This is a genomic window from Agrobacterium vitis, assembly GCF_013426735.1.
Lineage (GTDB): Bacteria > Pseudomonadota > Alphaproteobacteria > Rhizobiales > Rhizobiaceae > Allorhizobium > Allorhizobium vitis_D.
The window spans coordinates 1,881,832-1,899,868 of the sequence record NZ_AP023272.1 but is presented as its reverse complement, the minus strand read 5'-3'; the positions used below and the strand labels follow the sequence as shown (position 1 = coordinate 1,899,868).

15 protein-coding genes are annotated in these 18,037 nt (G+C 58.7%); 5 read left to right on the top strand and 10 right to left on the bottom strand.

The window, feature by feature from the left end; translation table 11 throughout:
• Positions 1–28: 28 nt before the first annotated feature.
• From H1Y61_RS08670 to pstS, 5 genes are all read right to left on the bottom strand, one after another.
• A complete protein-coding gene (locus H1Y61_RS08670; RefSeq protein WP_180572338.1) occupies positions 29–1,438 on the bottom strand; it encodes an FAD-binding oxidoreductase in 1,410 nt (469 codons plus the stop codon).
• A gap of 122 nt (positions 1,439–1,560) precedes the next feature.
• Entirely contained in the window at positions 1,561–2,361 is an 801-nt protein-coding gene (pstB, locus tag H1Y61_RS08665) for a phosphate ABC transporter ATP-binding protein PstB (RefSeq protein ID WP_180574456.1), read from the bottom strand.
• Between the two features lie 36 nt (positions 2,362–2,397).
• The gene (gene pstA, locus H1Y61_RS08660; protein ID WP_180572337.1) at positions 2,398–3,249 is read right to left on the bottom strand and encodes a phosphate ABC transporter permease PstA; all 852 of its coding nucleotides are present in this window, start codon (positions 3,247–3,249) and stop codon (positions 2,398–2,400) included.
• Between the two features lie 9 nt (positions 3,250–3,258).
• A complete protein-coding gene (gene pstC, locus H1Y61_RS08655) occupies positions 3,259–4,233 on the bottom strand; it encodes a phosphate ABC transporter permease subunit PstC (protein ID WP_180572336.1) in 975 nt (324 codons plus the stop codon).
• Between the two features lie 295 nt (positions 4,234–4,528).
• Positions 4,529–5,578, bottom strand: coding sequence for a phosphate ABC transporter substrate-binding protein PstS (pstS, locus tag H1Y61_RS08650; RefSeq protein ID WP_180572335.1), 1,050 nt, complete (start codon positions 5,576–5,578; stop codon positions 4,529–4,531).
• Between the two features lie 324 nt (positions 5,579–5,902).
• Here pstS and H1Y61_RS08645 point away from each other — a divergent pair, with 324 nt between their 5' ends.
• Both H1Y61_RS08645 and H1Y61_RS08640 read left to right on the top strand, forming a co-directional pair.
• Positions 5,903–8,425, top strand: a complete 2,523-nt coding sequence (locus tag H1Y61_RS08645; protein WP_180572334.1) for an ATP-dependent helicase — start codon at positions 5,903–5,905, stop codon at positions 8,423–8,425.
• Between the two features lie 3 nt (positions 8,426–8,428).
• A complete protein-coding gene (locus tag H1Y61_RS08640) occupies positions 8,429–9,181 on the top strand; it encodes an alpha/beta fold hydrolase (protein ID WP_180572333.1) in 753 nt (250 codons plus the stop codon).
• 175 nt (positions 9,182–9,356) lie between these two features.
• On the opposite strand, the gene H1Y61_RS08635 is transcribed toward H1Y61_RS08640, so the two are convergent.
• Together H1Y61_RS08635 and H1Y61_RS08630 are read right to left on the bottom strand one after the other, a co-directional pair.
• A complete protein-coding gene (locus tag H1Y61_RS08635; RefSeq protein WP_156597219.1) occupies positions 9,357–9,638 on the bottom strand; it encodes a DUF6074 family protein in 282 nt (93 codons plus the stop codon).
• A gap of 406 nt (positions 9,639–10,044) precedes the next feature.
• Positions 10,045–12,378, bottom strand: coding sequence for a glucose/quinate/shikimate family membrane-bound PQQ-dependent dehydrogenase (locus H1Y61_RS08630; RefSeq protein ID WP_180572332.1), 2,334 nt, complete (start codon positions 12,376–12,378; stop codon positions 10,045–10,047).
• 202 nt (positions 12,379–12,580) lie between these two features.
• Between H1Y61_RS08630 and pncA the strand changes: the two genes are divergently transcribed.
• From pncA to panB, 3 genes are read left to right on the top strand one after another with little or no spacing between them, the layout of a single operon-like run.
• A complete protein-coding gene (gene pncA / locus H1Y61_RS08625) occupies positions 12,581–13,207 on the top strand; it encodes a bifunctional nicotinamidase/pyrazinamidase (protein ID WP_180572331.1) in 627 nt (208 codons plus the stop codon).
• 44 nt (positions 13,208–13,251) lie between these two features.
• The gene (gene panC / locus H1Y61_RS08620; protein ID WP_180572330.1) at positions 13,252–14,121 is read left to right on the top strand and encodes a pantoate--beta-alanine ligase; all 870 of its coding nucleotides are present in this window, start codon (positions 13,252–13,254) and stop codon (positions 14,119–14,121) included.
• A complete protein-coding gene (gene panB / locus H1Y61_RS08615; protein ID WP_180572329.1) occupies positions 14,118–14,942 on the top strand; it encodes a 3-methyl-2-oxobutanoate hydroxymethyltransferase in 825 nt (274 codons plus the stop codon). The genes panC and panB overlap by 4 nt, the downstream gene beginning before the upstream one ends.
• 53 nt (positions 14,943–14,995) lie before the next feature.
• Here panB and H1Y61_RS08610 read toward each other — a convergent pair whose 3' ends face one another.
• From H1Y61_RS08610 to H1Y61_RS08600, 3 genes are all read right to left on the bottom strand, one after another.
• Positions 14,996–15,730 carry a sulfite exporter TauE/SafE family protein gene (locus tag H1Y61_RS08610; RefSeq protein WP_180574359.1) on the bottom strand — a complete coding sequence of 245 codons (735 nt, stop codon included), beginning with the start codon at positions 15,728–15,730 and terminating at the stop codon, positions 14,996–14,998.
• Positions 15,731–15,741: 11 nt separating this feature from the next.
• Complete coding sequence (gene nadB / locus H1Y61_RS08605) at positions 15,742–17,349, bottom strand: L-aspartate oxidase (protein WP_180574358.1); 1,608 nt, start codon at positions 17,347–17,349, stop codon at positions 15,742–15,744.
• Between the two features lie 205 nt (positions 17,350–17,554).
• Positions 17,555–17,818: a DUF2164 domain-containing protein gene (locus H1Y61_RS08600; RefSeq protein WP_174111256.1), complete on the bottom strand. Its 264-nt coding sequence runs from the start codon at positions 17,816–17,818 to the stop codon at positions 17,555–17,557.
• Positions 17,819–18,037: the final 219 nt, after the last annotated feature.

The window sequence follows — 18,037 nt, the reverse complement described above, 5'->3', positions numbered from 1 at the left end:
TTTATCGTAACGGCTTTAAGCCTGCGGATCAAAGCCGGAAGATCTTGCCCGGATTAAACAGATTGTCAGGGTCCAGTCCACGCTTTACCTGGCGCATCACATCCAATGCCCCGCCAAGCTCTGCTTCCAGATAGGACATCTTGCCCTGGCCAACCCCATGTTCGCCGGTGCAGGTGCCATCCATGGCCAGCGCCCGCTCGTTCAGCCGCGCCATGAACGCCTCGACCTTATCGACATTCTCGGCATCCTTGTCGTCAAACAGGATCAGCAGGTGGAAATTGCCATCGCCGACATGGCCGACAATCGGCGCCAATAGCCCGGTCTCGGCAATATCGGCCTGGGTTTCAGCCACGCATTCCGCCAGCCTGGAGATCGGTACGCAGACATCGGTGGACAAGCCCGCCAGTTCCGGGGCAAGCGCCCTGCCCGCCCAATAGGCGTTGTGGCGCGCTTTCCAAAGCTGGGCGCGCTCCTGCGGATCGGAAGTGAAGCGCAGGTCTTCGGCGCCATATTCCTCGGCAATGGCGGCGAATTGCTCCGCCTGCAAGGCCACTGTCTGCTCCGTGCCGTGAAATTCCAGAAACAGCGTCGGCCTTTCTGGCAGGCTGAGGTTGGAATAGGCGTTGCAGGCTCGGACCTGCATGGCGTCGAGCAGCTCGATCCGCGCCACGGGAATGCCCATCTGAATGGTCATGATGACAGCGTCGCAGGCCGATTTGACATCGGCAAAGGCGCAGACCCCGCCACCGATCTTTTCCGGGATGCCCTGGAGTTTGAGGGTGATCGAGGTGATCACCCCCAGCGTACCTTCGGCACCGACAAACAGCCGTGTCAGGTCATAGCCTGCGGAGGACTTACGGGCGCGGTGGGCGGTGCGGATCTCTTCGCCATTGGCGGTCACCACCGTCAGCGCCATGACATTGTCCTTCATCGTGCCATAGCGCACCGCATTGGTGCCGGAAGCACGGGTGGAGGCCATGCCGCCGATGGAAGCATTGGCACCGGGATCGATGGGGAAAAACAGACCGGTATCGCGCAGATAAGTGTTCAACGCCTCGCGCGTCACGCCCGGCTGGACGGTGCAGTCGAGATCCTCGGCATTGACCTCGAGAACCGTGTCCATCCGGGTGAAATCGATGGAAATACCGCCATGCGCCGCATTGACCTGCCCCTCCAGCGAAGAGCCAACCCCGAACGGCACCATCGGCACCTTATGCTGGGCGCAGGTCCGCACCACGGTCTTCACGTCCTCGGCGCTTTCGACGAAAACCACCCCATCGGGCAATTGCGCCGGCAGATAGGTGGTGGTGTGGGCATGTTGCTCCCGAAAGGACTGGCCGGTCTGGAACCGCTCGCCGAAGGACTGCTTGAGCAGGCCTAGAACGGTTGCAATCCCTTCCTCGTTGCGCATTCCCGCCACGACATCCTTCCTGCTCATGCCCGTCTCCCTGCATCTCGAACCATTTTGTCAATTGGTTGCAGGTATGGCCAGACCAGACAGGCTTGTCCAGTCATTGCGACAGGAATTGCCGATATCCTGACTGAGTCATTTCCGAACGATCAGCCGAACCGCCCGGTGACATAGTCGCTGGTACGCTGGTCACCAGGGGCGCTGAAAATCACCTCGGTGCGGTCGAATTCCACCAGTTCGCCCAGATACATGAAGGCGGTATATTGCGAGATGCGCGCCGCCTGATGCAGATTGTGGGTGACGATGGCGATGCAATAGGTGGACCGCAGGGTTTCGATCAATTCTTCCAGCTTGCTGGTCGAGATCGGATCAAGCGCCGAGGCTGGCTCGTCCAGCAGCAGCACGGACGGCTTGACGGCAATGGCGCGGGCAATGCACAGGCGCTGCTGCTGGCCACCGGAAAGACCAAGGCCGCTCTGGTGCAGCTTGTCCTTCACCTCACCCCAAAGCGCTGCTTCCTGAAGTGCTGCTTCAACGCGATGATCCATATCCGGCTTGGAAAGCTTTTCATAAAGGCGGATGCCGAAGGCGATATTCTCATAGATCGACATTGGAAACGGCGTCGGCTTTTGGAAAACCATGCCGATCTTGGCGCGCAGCCGGTTCAGGTCTTCGGATGGGTTGAGAATATCGCGTCCGTCGAGCAAAATCTCGCCCGTCACCTTCTGACCCGGATAGAGATCGTACATCCGGTTAAAAATCCGCAGCAGGGTCGATTTCCCACAGCCGGACGGGCCGATAAAGGCGGTGACCGTGCGGTCACGCAGGCCGAGATCGACATTTTTGATCGCCTGATAGCCGTTCTGGTAATAAAATGACAGTTGCTTGGCCTCAACCTTGATAGGGCGGCCGATATCGGACGGATTGAAGGCTTGCAAAGGTGCGCGCATCAGGGGCGACCTTGTACCCGTGTCAGACATTTGCATCTATCTTTCCTTCTTTCCGAACAACAACCCCGCCGACAGGCTTCGTGCGACAATATTCAAAAACAGGATCGTCACCGTGATCAACAGCGCCCCGCCCCAGGCCAGCCGCTGCCAATCCTCATAGGGGCTCATGGCAAACTGGAAGATCACCACCGGCAGATTGGCAATCGGCTGACTGAGATCGGCGGTCCAGTATTGATTGTTGAGGGCGGTAAACAGCAAAGGCGCGGTCTCGCCGCTGACACGGGCAACAGCCAGCAGCACGCCAGTCAACATGCCGGAGCGGGCGCTGCGCCAGATTACCGAGGTCATGATTTTCCAGCGCGGCGCGCCAAGTGCTGCCGCCGCCTCGCGCATCGCATCCGGCACCAGCGCCAGCATGTCCTGGGTGGTGCGGTTGATGACCGGAATGGCAATCAACGCCAGCGAGGCGGTCCCGGCATAGCCGGAGAAATGCCGGAACGGCACGACCAGCAGCGTATAGACAAACAGGCCGATGACGATGGACGGTGCGGCCAGCAGGATATCGTTGACGAAGATCGCCACCATGCCAAGCTTCGTGCCGCGCCCGTATTCAGCAAGATAGGTGCCGGCCAGGATACCGATTGGCGTTGCCACCACGGTTGCCAGCAGCGTCATCATAAAGGAGCCGTAGATGGCATTGGCAAGACCGCCATCGGAGCCCGGCGGCGGCGTCATCTTGGTGAAGAGGTCAAGCGTGATCGCTTGCAGACCGTTGCTGAACAGCGTCCACAGGATTGCCGCCAATACGGCAAGACCCAGAATGGCCGAGGCCAGCGACAGGCCAAGGGCGATACGGTTGACGAGATAGCGGCGGGAAACAATCGACATCGGCTGGCCTCAAAAACTTTCGCTGCGCCCGATCAGCCACTTGGCAAGCGCCAGCACTGCAAAGGTAATGAAGAACAGGATGAGACCGAGCGCCACCAGACTGGACGTATAGAGATCCGACGTCGCCTCGGAAAACTCATTGGCAATCGAAGCCGAAATCGTCGTGGCGGGCGACAGCAGTGAGGTGGCGATCCGGTGTGAATTGCCGATCACGAAGGTGACCGCCATGGTTTCGCCCAGCGCCCGGCCAAGGCCCAGCATGACGCCGCCGATCAAGCCGCGCCGCGTATAGGGAATGATGATGTGGAAGACGACTTCCCAGGTGGTCATGCCCATGCCATAGGCCGATTCCCTGAGCAGCACCGGCACCGTGCCGAACACGTCGCGGGTGACAGACGTGATGAACGGAATGACCATAATCGCCAGCACGATCCCCGCCGTCAGAAGACCGATGCCATAGGGTGCGCCACTGAACAGCAGACCGACAACAGGCACATTTCCGAATGTGGCAATCAAAGCGGGCTGCACCACGGATTGCATGATCGGTGCCAGCACGAAGAAGCCCCATAGCCCGTAGATGATGCTGGGAATACCCGCCAGAAGCTCGATGGCCGTGCCGATGGGCCGTTGCAGCAGCGGCGGACACATTTCGGTGAGAAAGATGGCGATGCCGAAGCTGACGGGAACGCCAATAACAAGCCCGATGACCGAGGTAATCAACGTGCCGTAAATCGGAGCGGCTGCCCCGTAAATGTCCTTGGCCGGGCTCCAACGTTCGTTCCACAGAAAGGATATGCCGAGTTCCCGCCAGGTCGGCAGGGATTCGATCAGCAGTGACAGAAACACCCCGAGCAATGCGACCATAACCAGCATGGCGCAAAGCCAGGTGGCGCGGATGAACACTGCATCGGCAAAGCGCACCCGCTTGGCGGCAGCGGTTCTTGCATCGTCCTCGCTGATGGTCGGTTGATGGATGGCGGTCATGCAGAAACTTTCTCGCAGGAGCTTTATGGCAGGCCAAGACACAAATAGCGGGCGGAGGAACCGTCCGCTCAGACTGCTGACAAAGTCCGCATTTATCCTCGACGTCATGCTCGGCCTTGTGCCGAGCATCTAAGCACGTTAATTTAATCCAACAACGTCAATGACTTATTCATCCACGGCAGACCCTCGGGACAGGCCCGAGGGTGACGAAATGCCGAGATCGACGTTTGGCAAAAGACTGAGCGGGCGGTGGAACCGTCCGCTGTCTTCTTTCAAAATTTCGGAATGCCCGAACTTACATCGCCTTAAAGACCGGCTTGCCGTCCTCCTGGATGCTGTCCCAGGAGTTTTCGATCAGCTTCACCACCGGCTTCGGAATAGCCACATATTCCAGCGCCTTGGCTTCACCGGTGCCATCCTTGTAGGCCCAGGCGAAGAATTTCAGCGCGGCTTCGGTCGCGTCCTTGTCCACCGGGTCCTTATGGATCAGCACCCAGGTGGAGGCAGCAATCGGCCAGCTCTTTTCGCCGGGCTGATTGGTGATGACGACGTTGAAATTCTTGGCACCGGCCCAATCGGCATTGGCCGCAGCAGCGGCAAAGCTGTCCAGCGAAGGTTCAACCACCTTGCCCGCGTCATTCTTCATCTTGGCATAGCCAAGCTTGTTCTGGATCACATAGGCATATTCATTATAGCCGATGGCGCCAGCGGTCTGCTTGACCGTATTGGCAACGCCTTCAGACCCCTTGGCGCCGATGCCAACAGGCCATTCGACAGCGGTGTCGGAGCCGATCTTGCTCTTCCAATCGGCGGAAACCTTGCTGAGGTAATCGGTGAAGTTGAAGGTCGTGCCGGAACCATCGGCGCGATGCACGACAACGATGGCCTGGTCGGGCAGTTTGACACCCTTGTTGAGGGCTACAATCGCCGGGTCGTTCCACTTGGTGATCGTACCCATGTAAATGGCTTCGAGCGCCTTGCCATCCAGCACCAGTTCGCCCGGCTTGACGCCTTCGATATTGTACATCGGCACAATGCCGCCCATTACCATCGGAAACTGGGTCAGACCGTTCTTGGTGAGTTCTTCATCGCTCAGCGGCTTGTCGGTAGCGCCGAAGGTCACGGTTTTGGCTTCAACCTGCTTGATGCCGCCGCCCGAACCGATGGACTGGTAATTCAGGCTGATGCCGGTCTTGGCTTTGTAGGCTTCACCCCATTTGGAAAACACAGGGTAGATGAAGCTGGAACCGGCACCGGAAATGTCGGCAGCAAAAGCCGCACCGGTAAAGGCGACCGAAAAGGCGGCAAGCGCCGCACCCGTGGCGATCTTTTTCATGAAAGTCATCGGAATAATCCCCGTGTTCGTCGAGCAATCTCTCAAAGCCCCAGCGGCTTTTCGAGCGACACTGGAATTGGCGTAAGTCTCTTCCATGAAGCTTTCGTGACAGGGATATCAGCAGCAGCGCTCCTCACGCGCCTGTGATTGAAAGATGTCGGCTTCAGACGTCCGCCCTTTGCTCCGGGTTATTCCCCCTGGCTTTTGAGGGATGGATCTTCACCGGCTTTTCATGCCCGATTTTCCAGAATTTGGATTGCGCTTTGCCGGGATTGGAATGAAACAAGAACGTTTTCACTGGCCTTTCGAGGTAGAATCACTACATTGAAGGGCATGAGCAACGGTTTTGACGATATTCCCTTCTTCGACGAAGAGCCTGCACCCCGGACCTCCCCAGCGGGAGGAAAGGTCAAAGCTACGCAGGAAAAGGAAACCACGACGCCTGCGGGCGGCGGATTAGGCATTGCAGCGCGTGCCATGGCCGCGCGCGACCAGAATCGCAATCCCGATTATCTTTCCGGCCTCAACCCGGAACAGCGCGAAGCGGTCGAAACACTGGATGGCCCGGTTCTGGTGCTGGCGGGTGCCGGAACCGGCAAGACACGGGTGTTGACCACCCGTATCGCCCATATTCTGGCCACCGGCCGCGCTTTCCCCAGCCAGATCCTCTCCGTCACCTTCACCAACAAGGCGGCCCGCGAGATGAAAGAGCGCGTCGGCGTTCTGGTTGGCGGTGCTGTCGAGGGCATGCCGTGGCTCGGCACGTTCCACTCCATCGGCGTCAAGCTTTTGCGCCGCCATGCCGAACTGGTCGGCCTGACCTCGGATTTCACTATTCTCGATACCGATGACGTGGTGCGGCTGATCAAGCAGATCATCCAGGCCGAAGGGCTGGACGACAAGCGCTGGCCCGCCAAGATGTTTGCCGGAATGATCGACGGCTGGAAAAACAAAGGCCTCGACCCGGCGCAGATCCCCGAGGGCGACGCTCGCGCCTTTGGCAATGGCAAGGGCCGCGAGCTTTACGCCGCCTATCAGGCCCGGCTGAAAAGCCTGAATGCCTGCGATTTCGGCGATCTTCTGCTCCACCCGATCCGCATGTTCCGCGCCAATCCGGATGTGCTGAAGGACTATCACCAGCGCTTCCGTTTTATCCTGGTCGATGAATATCAGGACACCAACACGGCGCAATATATGTGGCTGCGGCTGTTAGCGCAGCGACCGAGCAGCAGAACCGCTGACGGCAAAGTCACAAATGGCACAGTGAATATTTGCTGCGTTGGCGACGACGATCAGTCGATCTATGGCTGGCGTGGGGCCGAAGTGGACAATATCCTGCGTTTCGAGAAGGATTTTCCGGGCGCGAAAGTCATCAAACTGGAGCGGAATTACCGCTCGACAGAGCATATTCTTGGCGCTGCCGGTTTCCTGATTGCCCATAACGAGGGGCGTCTGGGTAAGACGCTGTTTACCGACCGGGTCGATCCGAACGACGAAAAAGTCGTGGTGCATGCCGCCTGGGATTCGGAAGAGGAAGCCCGCGCGGTTGGCGAGGAAATCGAGCAGCTGCAACGCAACCAGCATAAGCTCAACGATATGGCCATTCTGGTGCGCGCCTCATTCCAGATGCGCGAGTTTGAAGACCGGTTCGTGACGCTTGGGCTGAACTATCGGGTTATCGGCGGCCCGCGCTTTTACGAGCGATTGGAAATCCGCGATGCCATGGCCTATTTCCGCATGGTCTGCCAGCCCGCCGACGACCTGGCCTTCGAGCGGATTGTCAACACGCCGAAGCGCGGTCTGGGTGACACCACGGTGCGCACCCTGCATGACTATGCCCGTAAACGAGATATTCCGATGCTGGCAGCGGCGTCCGACATCATCGAGACCGATGAGCTGAAGCCGAAAGCGCGCAAGGCGCTGTTTGACGTGGTGACGGATTTCCGCCGCTGGCAGGATCTGCTGGAAAACACGCCGCATACCGAACTGGCCGAGCAGATCCTTGATGAGAGCGGCTATACCGCCATGTGGCAGAACGACAAATCGGCGGAAGCGCCGGGGCGGTTGGAAAACCTGAAGGAATTGATCCGCTCGATGGAAGCCTTCGAGAGCATGCGCAGCTTCATGGAGCATGTGTCGCTGGTGATGGATGCCGAGACCAACGAAAATCTCGACGCCGTATCGATCATGACGCTGCATTCCGCCAAGGGGCTGGAATTTGAGACCGTGTTCCTGCCCGGCTGGGAAGAAGGCCTATTTCCGCATCAGCGCGCGCTGGACGAAGGCGGACGCGCCGCGCTGGAGGAAGAACGGCGGCTGGCCTATGTCGGCCTGACACGCGCCAAGTGCCGCTGTCACCTGTGGTTCGTTTCCAACCGGCGCATCCATGGCCTCTGGCAATCGACCATGCCGTCGCGCTTCCTCGATGAACTGCCGCCCGCCCATGTGGAAGTGGCGGAGGTGGAAACCAGCTATGGCGGCTATGGACGCGGCGGCTACGGCCAGTCCCGCTTCGACAAGCAGGAGCCATTTGCCAATTCCTACTCCACCCCCGGCTGGAAACGCGCCCAGGCCAACAAAACCGACGCCACCCGCGAAAACTGGGGCAGCCGCTCCGGCCACGCGGTAGAACGCATCGGCTACGGCGAAAGCGGCCCCCGCGGCCAAACCATCGACGGCCAGTTAGTCGCCAAATCCACCAGCAATGAACCATCAAAGTTCACCGTCGGCGACCGGGTGTTTCATATCAAGTTCGGCAATGGCAATGTGTCTGTCGTCGAGGGGAACAAGCTGACGATTGATTTTGATCGGGCTGGGCAGAAGCGGGTGCTGGACGGGTTTGTGGAGCGGGCTTGAGCCATGAAGCATGCTGCCGTTACGGATACCGGTGCGCGGATCGGCTATGTCGAACTGGCAGGACGAGAGCCGGTGCGGCTCTTCATCCATGGCCTTGGAAGCTCGTCGCTCGCCTATTTCACGGCTATCGCGGCAGATCCGTTGCTCGTCGGCCAAAGAAGCCTGCTCATCGATCTGCTCGGCTTCGGCATCAGCGACCGGCCCCAAGATTACGACTATACCATTGATCGTCAGGCACAAAGCCTGGCACGATTGCTCGACGAGCTTGGCTTGTCGAACGTTGACATCGTCGCCCACAGCATGGGCGGCTCGATTGCCGTTGCGCTCGCGTCGTTAAGGCCGGATCTTGTCGGTTCTCTGGTTCTATGCGAGCCAAGCCTGAAGCCCACTCCCCGGCTCCGTGTCGAGGCTTATACCGAACGCGCCTTTATCGAACAGGGCTTCGCCATTGTTTTGACCTCCGTTGGCGATGTATGGCCAGCCACGATGCGGAACGCCGACCCGGTTGCCATGTACCGCAGCGAGCATTCGCTTGGAAAGAACATGCCGGATGACCTTTGCGAGCGGCTGCTTGGGCTGACCATGCCACGGCTGATTATCGTCGGTGCCAAAACACCCAATCCGCATTGCCAGGACCAAATCCACGCCGCCAGCCTGCCGGTCGTTACAATTCCAGAGGCTGGCCATAATATGATGCTCGACAATCACGCAGCCTTCGTTGCCGCCTTGCGCGATTTCTTTTTAAAGACAAGCTAAGTGATCCGATGTGCGGCAAAGCATCTGATTGGCTTTTCATCGCCTTTGGACTGATCGAGCTTACGACCCGTGATGTCGATTTTTCTTGAACCAGAAGTTAGAATTTTTGGACTGGGCGTAATCCCTATCAACCCATGGCAGGCATCAACTTAAAACCGCCGCCACCAGTGTAAGCTCACCCCCGCGCTTCTTCATTCCGATGCAGCCACATCAATTCCATTTGCACCGCGTCCTGGAAATTCATGATCTCGCCGCGCATCACGTCTTCGGGGCAGCCGAGGTCGAGGAGTTCGGCACCGAGCTGGCGGCAGGTGGCGCGCCAGTAGATGGTGGCGTCGTTGCCTTGCAGGCGGTCCAGTGTCACGGCGGCACCGCGCACCATGTCACGGCGGCTGGCCAGCGGGAAGAAGGCCAGCGTCGAGGCGACGGGCTCAAGCTTGGCGGCAGTGTTGGGCATACGAACCATCCTTTATACTGATGATTCGTTTTACGGCTTCATGGTTAAGGTTTGGTTGCCGTAGCGGAAGGACATTTGAATCAATTGTTCCAAAAGAAGACCCCTCCCGGTGAAAACCGGAAGGGGCTGGATTGCTGGAGAACGGTTTAAGTCAGTGCGTGCCGCCCACTCACCCCGCTTCCGCTTCGCTCAGCGGACTGACCGGGGCAGAGCCACGGGTCTCTGCCCGTCCTTCGGACCCCCGCTGGGGAGAGGAGGCAACAAGCGTTGCGGCTCCTGCCCTCTTCTCCCCAGCGGGGAGAAGGTGCCAGCAGGCGGATGAGGGGGGCGAAGCCAAACCTGGCACTCAATAAGCGCCCCCCTGAACTCATTTGAAGTCAAGGGATTATGTTGTAACTTCCATGACTTACGGCAGCGTATAGGCGATCACATAATCACCCGGCTTGGTGCCAATTGAGCCATGACCGCCTGCGACCATCACAACATATTGCTTGCCGTTCAGGTCGTAGCTCATCGGCGTCGCCTGGCCGCCAGCCGGAAGCCGGCCTTCCCAGAGAACCTTGCCGGTGGCGAGGTCATAGGCGCGAAGATAATTATCGACGGCAGCACCGAGGAAAGCGACCCCGCCCTTGGTAATCATCGGCCCGCCGATGCCGGGTACGCCGACCTTGAAGGGCAGCGGCAGCGGCGTCATGTCATGCACCGTGCCATTGCGATGCTGATAGGCGATCTTTCCGGTCTTCAGATCGACAGCGGCAACCGTACCCCATGGCGGTGCCTGGCAGGGAATGCCGATGGGCGACAGGAACGGACCCATCTTGACAGCATAGGGTGCACCGTCATTGCGGTTCAGGCCCTGTTCCGAGCCTTTTTCGTCCTGCCCCTTGGCCGGAACCTGATCACGCGGCACAAGCTGCGAGGTGAAGGCCAGATAGGTCGGCATGCCAAACATCACCTGTTTTTCCGGATCGACAGCCACCGAACCCCAGTTGAACGTGCCGAAATTGCCGGGATAGATGATCGAGCCTTGCAGCGACGGCGGGGTATATTGGCCGTCATAGCGCAACTGATGGAACTTGATGCGGCAGGCCAGCTGATCGAGCAGCGTCACGCCCCACATATTACGCTCTTCCAGCTTCGGCGGGCGGAAGCTTAAGACCGAAATCGGCTGGGTTGGCGAGGCATGGTCTTCCGGGATGGTGCCGCCGGGGGCAGGAAGCTCCTTGATCGGAATGATCGGCTGGCCGGTGCGCCGGTCCAGCACATAGATATCGCCCTGCTTGGTGGAGGCAACGAGCGCCGGAACAGTGGTGCCAGCGCTGTTGATATCGAGCAGCACAGGCTGGGCGGGAACATCCATGTCCCAGAGATCGTGATGGACGAATTGCTGCACCCAGCGATCGGCACCGGTGTTGAGGTCCAGCGCCACGACGGAGGAAGAATATTTCTCCACATTGGCGCTGCGGTTCATGCCCAACTGGTCCGGCACCTGATTGCCGAGCGGGATATAAACGAGGCCCAGCTGTTCATCGACCGAGAATACCGACCAGCTATTCGGCGAATTGGCGGTGTAAGTCTGGCCTTCCGGGAGCGGTTGGGTCTGGCCCGGATTGCCGCTGTCCCAGTTCCAGACCAGCGCGCCGGTCTGGACGTCGAAGGCGCGGATCACGCCGGATTGCTCTTTGGTGGAATAGTTGTCGTTGACCGCCCCACCAATGATGATCTTGCCCGCGGCAATCACCGGCGGCGAGGTTGAATAGTAATATCCAGCCGGATTGTAGGGCATGCCCTGGTCCAGATGCAGCGTACCCTTGTCGGCAAAGCTTTCGCAGATCTTGCCATTGGCGGCATCGAGCGCGATCAGCCGCGCATCCGAGGTCGGCAGATAAACACGGGTGGCGCAGGGCGCACCGGATGTAGCGGCGGGGTCGGCATAATAGGTGACGCCACGGCAGGTCTGGTGCTGGCGATCCGGATTCAGGCCGACATTGGGATCATATTTCCATTTCTGCTTGCCGGTCGCCGCGTCCACAGCGATAGCCCAATTGTGCGGGGTGCAGAGATAAAGAGTATCGCCCACTTTCAGCGGCGTTACCTGATAGGTGGTTTCGCCGACATCGCCGGGCTGTTTCACATCGCCGGTCTGGTAAGTCCAGGCGGTCTTCAGTGTCTTGACATTGTCGGTGGTGATCTGGCTGAGCGGCGAATAGCGCTGGCCATAGGGTGTGCGGCCATATTGATGCCATTCACCATCGGCCATGTCGCCGCCATAGGAAGGCGTGGCGCTGGCCACATCCATCGGCAGGGTACCGGGCTTGTCATAGGGGTCCTGCGTCATCGAATAACCAGCGACAACAAGCGCGACCAGCACCGGCAGGGCCACCGGCCAGGCGCTGGCGGCAATACCGCCTTCGCGGCGATGCAGCGGTCCGAGCCTGCGGCGGATGGCAGGCAGAAGCAGCACGAAGCCAAGCACGATGACCAGCCCGCCGCGCGTACCAAGCTGCCACCAGTCAAAGCCGACCTCCCATACCGCCCAACCCAGGCAGCCGAGAATGAACAGCCCGTAGATCCAAAGTGCCGCCGCCTTGCGCATCACCAGCAGCAGCGCAACGAGAATGAAGGCAAGACCGGCGATGAGGTAAAACGGGCTACCGCCGAGCGACAGGAGATAGCCGCCCCCGCCGCCGAGCGCGAGCCCGATGACGGCGAAGACGACCGCTGTAACGATAAGGATCATGGGACAAATCCGATGCATGTTGAAAATAAGCGGGGGTGCGTCAAAAATTTGCGCATAGGTAAACTGCAAACGCGGGAGCGACCGTTAGGTTCCTACCGATCTTACGGGTAAATCAAATTTTGAGACCAAATACTCTTACCCATACTCTTGCGCGCATCGATCGGCCTTGCCATGGTCTGGCGCAAAATCAGCAGGAGGGATCATGACCAAGGCGCTGCTTCTCATCGATATCCAGAACGGCTTTTGCCCAGGCGGCAATCTGCCCGTGGCAGAGGGCGATCAGATCGTTCCCATCGCCAATGCCCTGATGGCCAGCGGGTCCTACGACCTGATCGTCGCCTCGCAGGACTGGCACCCGGCCAATCACGGCAGCTTCGCCTCCCAGCATCCCGGCGCCAAGGTTTTTGAACTGGGCGAGCTTTCCGGCAAGCCGCAGATGATGTGGCCGGACCATTGCGTGCAGGGGACCGTGGATGCCGAGTTTCACCCCGGTCTCGACCTCTCCCGGATCGATCATGTGCAGAAAAAAGGCCTGAACCCCTTGGTGGATAGCTATTCGGCCTTCCGCGACAACGATCAAACGGCACTGACCGGCCTTAGCACCTGGCTGATCGACAAGGGCGTCACCGAACTGGATGTTATGGGTCTTGCCACCGATTACTGCGTCAGGTTTTCCGTGCTGGATGCGCTCGACATGCTGCCGGGCGTTACCGTGCGCTTGATTGTCGATGCCAGCCGGGGCATTGATCCGCAAACGGTGGAGGCAGCGATTGCCGATATGCAGGCCCATGGCGCACGGTTGATCACCAGCGCGGATGTCCTCGCCTAAAAAGCATCAGCCGCTGCAAAAAGAATGGGTTCGGGAGGGCCGCCATGGAGATTATCAACGCGATTGCAGCCCTGCGCCACAGGCTCGATGCCTGCCGCAAGGCTGGAAAATCCATCGGTTTCGTGCCGACCATGGGCTATCTGCATAAGGGTCACCTGACGCTGGTCGAACAGGCCAAGGCCGAAAATGCCGTGACCGTGGTGTCGATCTTCGTCAACCCGCTGCAATTTGGCAAGGGCGAGGATTTGGAGAAATACCCTCGCGATCTCGCCCGCGACAGTGAAATGCTGGAGGCGGCGGGCGTCGATTTTCTGTTCGCGCCTGGCGTGGCCGACATGTATCCGCGCCCGATGGAGACAGTCGTTGATCTGCCGGGGTTGGGCGGCGAGCTGGAAGGCAAGGCCCGGCCAGGTCATTTCGCAGGCGTGGCAACCGTCGTCACCAAACTTTTCAACATCGTCCAGCCGGATGCCGCCTATTTTGGCGAGAAGGATTATCAGCAGGTGGCAATCATCCGTCGCATGGTGGACGATCTCGCCATGCCGGTGCGCGTCGTGCCGGTGGCAACCGTGCGCGAGGCCGATGGGCTGGCCTGCTCATCGCGCAATGTCTATCTGACCAAGGAGCAGCGCGCTGCCGCCGTCATCGTGCCAAAGGCGCTGGATGAGGCGGAACGGCTCTACCACGCCGGTATGCGCGATACGGGTGAGATGGAAGCAGCCCTTGCCACCTTCATTGCCCGGGAGCCGTTGGCAAAGCCCGATGTGGTCGCCGTGCGTCACCCCGATACGCTGGCCACCCTGCCCCATCTTGACCAGCCGTTTCTGGTGCTGCTTTACGTAAAGATCGGCACGACCAAGCTGCTGGATAACCGGGTCATCGACATCAAAAGTAAAAAGGAAGCCGCCGAGTGAGCGCCCCGCCCCGCCAGAAACGCCTGACGCCCACCACCATTGCTGCGCTGAAAAATCAGCGCCCAATTGTGTCGCTCACCGCCTATACCACGCCGATGGCGCGGCTGATGGATGCGCCTTGCGATCTGCTGCTGGTCGGCGACAGCCTTGGCATGGTGCTCTATGGACTGGACACCACGGTTGGCGTCACCCTGGAGATGATGATTGCCCATGGGCAAGCCGTGTTACGCGGAGTCAATCACGCCTGCGTGATCGTTGATATGCCGTTCGGTTCCTATCAGGAATCAAAAGAACAGGCCTTCCGCAATGCGGCACGGATTATGAAAGAAACCGGCTGCGATGGCATCAAGCTGGAAGGCGGCACGGAAATGGCCGAGACCGTCGCCTTTCTGGTGGAACGCGGCATTCCGGTGCTGGGCCATGTCGGGCTGATGCCGCAGCAGGTCAACACATCAGGCGGCTACCGTTCCAAGGGTCATGATGAAGCGGAAGCCGACAAGATCCGGGCCGACGCCACCGCCATAGCCAAGGCAGGCGCTTTTGCGCTGGTCATTGAAGGCACCGTGGAGCCTTTGGCACGGGACATAACCCAGACCCTTGCCATCCCCACCATCGGCATCGGCGCCTCGCCTGCCTGCGATGGCCAGATCCTGGTCTCCGACGACATGCTGGGCCTGTTTAATGATTTCAAGCCGCGCTTCGTCAAGCATTATGCCGAGCTGGCCGGGGTGATTTCAAAGGCCGTGGAAGACTATGCGACCGAGGTCAAGGCACGGCAATTTCCCGGACCGGAGCATACTTTTCAGCCGCGAAAATCGTAACCGCTAAAGAGACGGTAGCGCCTCGCGCCTTCATCGGGCGCGAGGCGCTACTGCTATTTGACGATGACAAGCATCCCCGCGGCAATCAGCAATGTGCAAAACGACAGAACCAGGGTGCGTTCATCCACCTTATGGGCCAAATGAACGCCTGCTGGCACGCCTAAAAGGCCGCCGATGGCCAGCATAAGGCCGAGGGTCCAATCGACATGGCCATAATAGCCGTATTGCATCAGGCTGATGCTACATCCCGGCAGTGCCAGCGCCAGTCCCAGGCCTTGCGCCCGAACCTGGGAGTGCCCGTAAAACATCACCAACAGGGGAACAGCCAGCATGGCGCCCCCCACCCCGAACAGGCCGAGCGATATGCCGCCAATCGCGCCTGGCAAGAAGGCCCAGCGATAATCAAGGCCATGTGAGACGAATTTTATGTTTCGCGTGATGGCGACAAACGCCGCAAGCAACATCAAAAACACGCCATACCAGAGCTTCAATGTCTCGCTCGACAGCGATAAGGCCCAGAGAGAGCTGATCGCCGACGTGACGCTGCCACTGGCGGCCAGCACAAGGGCCGTCTTGAGATCGAAGCTGCCCTTGTTGCGGTATTTCACCAGGGCATAGAGAACATTGGTGACAACCATGACCAAAGCTGTCCCTTGGGCCAGCTTCTGGTCATAGGCCGCAAATAAAACCAGGAGAGGGATTGCAAATGTTCCGCCTCCGGTTCCCAGGAAGCCTCCCGCCGTCCCGAGCAACGCGCCGAAGGGAACGCCTATGACACTCATCAACATCGTGTTTAATCCTATGCCGCGACGCTGGCGTGTTGGTCTGCCAAGCAGAGGACGGTCGGGCCGGACTCCTGACGAGAATTTGGAAAGTCGCGGTTGTAATGACAGCCGCGACTTTCAGACCGCGACAAGGCGCTGTCGATGACAATCCGCGCCGTCACCACCATGTTGTGCAAGTCGCTAAGGTCGAAAGAGTGGGGATGCGATGTCAACATCGCCTCGACTTCCGAATGAAGCAGGTCAATCCTTCTGCGGGCCGCATGAAGCGAGTCCTGACTGCGAACGATGCCCACATAATTCCACATCACCGTTCTGATTTCCTGCTTGATCAGAACCATGGCATCACGCTTCATTCCGTCCGCCGCCATGATATGCGGGTGCTGCTTGGCCGGTGCCAGCGAGACATTCGGCAGGTCGCTGCCGCTCAAGATATCCAGTGACGCGGCCCGTGCCATGACCACACATTCCAGCAGGGAGTTGGATGCCAGCCGGTTGGCGCCATGCAAGCCGGTATAGGCCGCCTCACCGAGGCAATATAGGCGATCGACATCGGTTCGTCCGTTTATATCCGCATAGACACCGCCGCAGGTATAATGCGAAGCGGGCGTCACCGGGATCGGTTCCTTCGTCATGTCGATCCCCCGCTCCAGACATTTCTGGTAGATGTTCGGGAAATGACCCTTGATGAATTCCGCTGGCTTATGGCTGATGTCGAGATTGACGGATGGGATGCCATTTTTTTTCATCTCGCTGTAAATGGCTCTGGAAACCACATCTCTCGGCGCAAGCTCTGCACGCTCATCATAATCGGCCATGAAGCGGTAGCCATCGGGAAGCGTCAGAATGCCGCCCTCGCCCCGAACGGCCTCCGTGATCAGAAAAGCGTCACCTCCGGGATAGTACATGCAGGTTGGATGGAACTGCATGAATTCCAGGTTGGCGACACGGCAACCCATTCTCCAGGCCAGAGGAATACCGTCACCGATCGATTGAGCTGGCGATGTCGTATGCGAGAAAATCGGGCCGACGCCGCCTGTGGCCAAAACCGTGAAACTGGATGCGATGCGGCGCTCGACACCCTTCGGGTCGATCAACACCGCGCCAATGCAGGTGTTTTTCTCGGCGTCGCCCCGGATGAGATCCGTGACTGCGCAATTCTCAAGCACGGTGATGTTGGGATGAGATAGAAGGTGGGAGGTCAGGTTGGTCTGAATTCCGCGACCGGTCATGTCATCGACATGCAAAATGCGCCGTTCACCATGGCCGCCTTCGCGGGTCAGGTGATAGTCGCCATCCTGTTTGGTGAATGGCACACCCTGCTCGATCAGCCACTCGACGGCCTTACGGCCATTCTCAACGATATAGCGCGTATTGTCGATGTCATTCAGATGACATCCGGCAATCAGCGTATCGCTGACATGCTTGTCATGCGTATCGTCTGCCGCATAGACCGCAGAGATGCCACCCTGGGCATAATTCGATGCGGCAGACCCGAGATCGGATTTGCAGACGATGAGAACCCGCTTCTCCCGCGCCACAGATAATGCCAGCGTCTGCCCCGCCAATCCGGCGCCAATCACCAGGACGTCGTAATAATCCTCAATCCCGTCTGAAAACATCATATTGCACTCCCCCGGCAAAAAGCGGATCCGGCGCTTCAATAATTTGTGTAGGCCGAATACTCGCAATGGTTGCTTCACCACAGGGTGCGCTTTAAATTCGGGATAGCATCAAGTCAATTGAAAATGCCCTTTTTAATTGCATTATGCCCACTTTTCAATCAAATGAATTCATCAGGAAAAACGACGGTCCAGCATGGCGCAAACCTCAAGACGCCATCGTCCGCTCCAATTGATAGATCCCGTCATTGAAGCGGTCGATCTGCTCGGCCAGCAGGGTTTGGGCGTCGGCAAGACCTCTGTTGTAGAAATGCACACCGACCGTTCCGGCCAGAAAATCGATCAGACTTTCGACCTCGAACCGTCCAAGCTCGACCTCATGTTCACTCGCCAGGTGTTTTTGCAGCCGTGAAACCAGCAGGGCCAGTTCGTCTTTTGAAAAATCCGCTTTCACATCATCGGGCTTCGGCATTCACGATGTTCCTTTTCGACAAGAATGGTCGGCTGGAATAGGGCATGACTATGAGCACGCATCAATGGAAATCAACGCAGGATCACTCCTATTGATTTGCTCGTTTCGCAATGATGTTCTAATCCACCCCTCATTCTTGGGAGGGAAAAGAAGATCCCACCTGAAAACAGCCCACCCCAAGACATATGCCCATTTAGAGCATTTCCGCGTTTCATAGAA

Bases quoted from the DNA above. Each gene is read 5' to 3' on its own strand.
- pstS (WP_180572335.1), bottom strand. From the start codon at position 5,578: ATGACTTTCATGAAAAAGATCGCCACGGGTGCGGCGCTTGCCGCCTTT.
- pstB (WP_180574456.1), bottom strand. From the start codon at position 2,361: ATGCGCGCACCTTTGCAAGCCTTCAATCCGTCCGATATCGGCCGCCCT.
- nadB (WP_180574358.1), bottom strand. From the start codon at position 17,349: ATGATGTTTTCAGACGGGATTGAGGATTATTACGACGTCCTGGTGATT.
- pstC (WP_180572336.1), bottom strand. From the start codon at position 4,233: ATGACCGCCATCCATCAACCGACCATCAGCGAGGACGATGCAAGAACC.
- H1Y61_RS08610 (WP_180574359.1), bottom strand. From the start codon at position 15,730: ATGTTGATGAGTGTCATAGGCGTTCCCTTCGGCGCGTTGCTCGGGACG.
- pncA (WP_180572331.1), top strand. From the start codon at position 12,581: ATGACCAAGGCGCTGCTTCTCATCGATATCCAGAACGGCTTTTGCCCA.
- H1Y61_RS08635 (WP_156597219.1), bottom strand. From the start codon at position 9,638: ATGCCCAACACTGCCGCCAAGCTTGAGCCCGTCGCCTCGACGCTGGCC.
- H1Y61_RS08670 (WP_180572338.1), bottom strand. From the start codon at position 1,438: ATGAGCAGGAAGGATGTCGTGGCGGGAATGCGCAACGAGGAAGGGATT.
- H1Y61_RS08645 (WP_180572334.1), top strand. From the start codon at position 5,903: ATGAGCAACGGTTTTGACGATATTCCCTTCTTCGACGAAGAGCCTGCA.
- H1Y61_RS08640 (WP_180572333.1), top strand. From the start codon at position 8,429: ATGAAGCATGCTGCCGTTACGGATACCGGTGCGCGGATCGGCTATGTC.
- pstA (WP_180572337.1), bottom strand. From the start codon at position 3,249: ATGTCGATTGTTTCCCGCCGCTATCTCGTCAACCGTATCGCCCTTGGC.
- H1Y61_RS08630 (WP_180572332.1), bottom strand. From the start codon at position 12,378: ATGATCCTTATCGTTACAGCGGTCGTCTTCGCCGTCATCGGGCTCGCG.
- H1Y61_RS08600 (WP_174111256.1), bottom strand. From the start codon at position 17,818: ATGCCGAAGCCCGATGATGTGAAAGCGGATTTTTCAAAAGACGAACTG.
- panC (WP_180572330.1), top strand. From the start codon at position 13,252: ATGGAGATTATCAACGCGATTGCAGCCCTGCGCCACAGGCTCGATGCC.